At 36.3% G+C, this 2,751-nt stretch carries 3 protein-coding genes; 2 read left to right on the forward strand and 1 reads right to left on the reverse strand.

What is annotated here, in order from left to right; translation table 11 throughout:
• Positions 1 to 487: 487 nt before the first annotated feature.
• Complete coding sequence (locus K7397_RS21090; RefSeq protein WP_223070543.1) at positions 488 to 832, reverse strand: YolD-like family protein; 345 nt, start codon at positions 830 to 832, stop codon at positions 488 to 490.
• Positions 833 to 1,154: 322 nt separating this feature from the next.
• Between K7397_RS21090 and K7397_RS22115 the strand changes: the two genes are divergently transcribed.
• Both K7397_RS22115 and K7397_RS21100 read left to right on the forward strand, forming a co-directional pair.
• Positions 1,155 to 1,943 (forward strand): RHS repeat-associated core domain-containing protein, encoded by a 789-nt coding sequence (locus tag K7397_RS22115; RefSeq protein WP_337926771.1) that lies wholly within the window; start codon positions 1,155 to 1,157, stop codon positions 1,941 to 1,943.
• A 5-nt stretch (positions 1,944 to 1,948) separates the two neighbouring features.
• On the forward strand, positions 1,949 to 2,590 hold the full coding sequence (locus tag K7397_RS21100) for a hypothetical protein (protein ID WP_223070544.1): 642 nt from the start codon (positions 1,949 to 1,951) through the stop codon (positions 2,588 to 2,590).
• The last annotated feature ends 161 nt before the right edge of the window (positions 2,591 to 2,751 follow it).

A 2,751-nucleotide genomic window follows, 5' to 3' on the forward strand; every position in this document is an offset into this window, starting at 1 on the left:
GCAGACATTACTTCACCCGTAATCGAGATCGGTATGTACAGGGACTTCTGGTCGAATGCAACTATGCTCGCTATTTTCACTAGCATAAACTAGCTGACTGTTCAAGCACTAACTTTGGTGTAGAGCCTAAAATAATATTAAATATTTTTTTTCTTTCGCATTCGTGAAGAAAAAATTCAAAAAACCACCTCTTAACAGTTCTGATGAAGTATGACCAGTACAGTACAATACCAGTACAAGTATTATTGCAATGAGGGGCATGTTTAGCTAAAAAGAAATTTTTATGCACTACCATGCCCTCATATTCCACTTTATCTCATTTTTATTTATATCTTAATTTGCTAGTGGAGAAGCTTTAAACGAATCAGAGAAATAACCCCAACTTAGAGTTTTAGATAAAGGCAGCGGGTCAAGGCTGTAATCAGCTTTTATAGTAGAGGATACCATTATTTTCATATAGTGGAAAGTGGTTATTTATTTTACTTGGCTATACGATCTGATTGATTTTAATCCATTGGGTAGCATCAGCAATTTCAAACTTAATTTCGCGTGAATAGGTATGTATAGATTTAGCCACGCCAGCGATCTCCAATTCTTCAGGATCTCCCCACAATTTTAGTTTGATTAATCTCTGCTCAGTACAGGACCAGATCAATGCTTGCTCGATTTTATGTACTTCCTCACCATCCAAGATCGGTAAGGAGCATCGCTTCTCAAACATTTTAAGGTCAATATTATGTAGTTCGAGCTCGGTGACATGTTTAGGCAGAATCAATTTTGTTAGCAAATGATTATTTACATCTAATGGATTTCTCAAAATAGAAACGTGCATTCCGTATTAGATCCTCTAAAGACCGGGAATAACGAGGGAACAAGATATATTTACTTAAATGGAAATATTATTGAGGAACTGGCTCTAGATGAAAATGGGAACGTCACCGGAGTTAAGGCACGAAATATATGGGGCAATGAATTACTGTATCGCGAAGATCTCCATGGGGCCAAAACAGGATATTATTTATATAACGGCCACGGGGATGTAGTACAAATAAATGATAATGCCGGTAATATGCTTAATGAATATGACTCCTGGGGTACCATTACATCGAAGATCGAAAATATATCCAATCCCTATAAATATACGGGCCAGTTTTATGATGAGGAGTGGATTATACTATTTACGCGCCCGCTATTATGATCCGGTGGATGCACGTTTTATTAGTGAGGATACGTATGAGGGGCAGATAACGAATCCGCTGAGTTTGAACTTGTATACGTATGTGGGGAATAACCCACTAGGGTATAGTGACCCAACAGGTCATTGCAGGGCAGGCAAGGATGCTGGGTGTTATGTTGATTCGTTTAGTGGAGTCGATGATTTTATAAACGATATATGGTATGACAATCTTGTTACCGTTAAAAGTATGTGGAGGCAGGCTGAAGACAGCAAGTCAGCGTGTACAACACAAAAGTGTATTAATTCTAACGAATCTATGCAAAAAATTGCCGAGGCAAGGGCTGATGAGATAAGAAATAATCCTTGTCATTATACTGTTGCAGGTGGTTGCATAGATGGGAATGCTTCTTTTGCTCTTGATACAGGAGGAAAAGCATATGGTGTTGTTTTTATACCTACACCCTCAACTTCGCTTTTAGAAATCCTATTTGGAAAAAAGGCATATGCGAGCGAACTGCCTGACAAAACGATAGGTAGCAATGGTTTAGGGAAAATAGTCCATTATTTTGCATCAGGAGACCATGGCCCTGCCCATGTTCATGTATATGATAATAAAGGTAATATGGTTATAGTTGGGCAGAATGGAAAACGTTTGTCGGGGGAGCCAGAGCTTAATCGAGTTCAGCAAAAAGTAGTAGATACATTCAGACCTCAAATTAGAAGTTCAGTTGGCCAAATTATGAGATGGTACAGGGATAGGAGATGATTTTTTTGAAATATTCAGAGATACTAGAAAGATTAAATAATTTATTTCTTGAGGGAAATGAGAGATTAAGTAAGAAGGAATTAAATTTTCTTTTATCCCAAGTAGAGAATGATGAAATCGAAGGAATTCACGGGGATTTATGTGATGACGCACTACAATATATTAGTAGTAATATAGATGAAATGAGTCTTCCTACAGGAGCAAAAGAGCATCTTCTCTATAAAAAATACGCATTGCTGATTGATAGTATGAAAAGCTATGATGAAAAATTCCTGTTAGATTTAGTTAATGATTACCAAAAATACTCTTTTTTAGCATTAGAAAGTTTAATTATTGAAATGTTAAAGAAAGATAGAATTTCAATTCAATATTTTGATTTGTTAGATGGATTGAGTGAAACTATTCGTAAAGAAATTTTTGCTAGTTTGGTTAGAAATAAAATCCGTGAAAAGGTATTACTATCCGCGGAGGAAACTGAGCAACTGTATTTGTATGAAAAGTTCACAATATTGGAGGATGCTATAGAAAATAAGCTGATTGATTCGTCGGTCTTAATGAAATTAACTCTTTTGGATGTTGAAGGAGAGAGTAAAAAAAGAAAAGAAAGTTTACGTTCTAAGGCCGAAAAAGCTTTGAAACACTTGTAAATCCTACTCAGAAAAGCATATGAGATTTTGACGAGAGTCTGTAAAATAGTTTGTGTAAACTCCTAAACCCAGTAAAATGGAAGTAATAGAAAGGTTGGGAGAATACATGGGACTTTGGTCAAAAGAACAACTACGGGCTTTCATCAAGGAGAACAACTTGG

This window comes from Paenibacillus caui (genome assembly GCF_019904135.1).
Classification (GTDB): domain Bacteria; phylum Bacillota; class Bacilli; order Paenibacillales; family Paenibacillaceae; genus Fontibacillus; species Fontibacillus caui.

Coding starts and splice junctions, on each gene's coding strand:
- K7397_RS21090 (WP_223070543.1), bottom strand. CDS start 832: ATGCACGTTTCTATTTTGAGAAATCCATTAGATGTAAATAATCATTTG.
- K7397_RS22115 (WP_337926771.1), top strand. CDS start 1,155: ATGATGAGGAGTGGATTATACTATTTACGCGCCCGCTATTATGATCCG.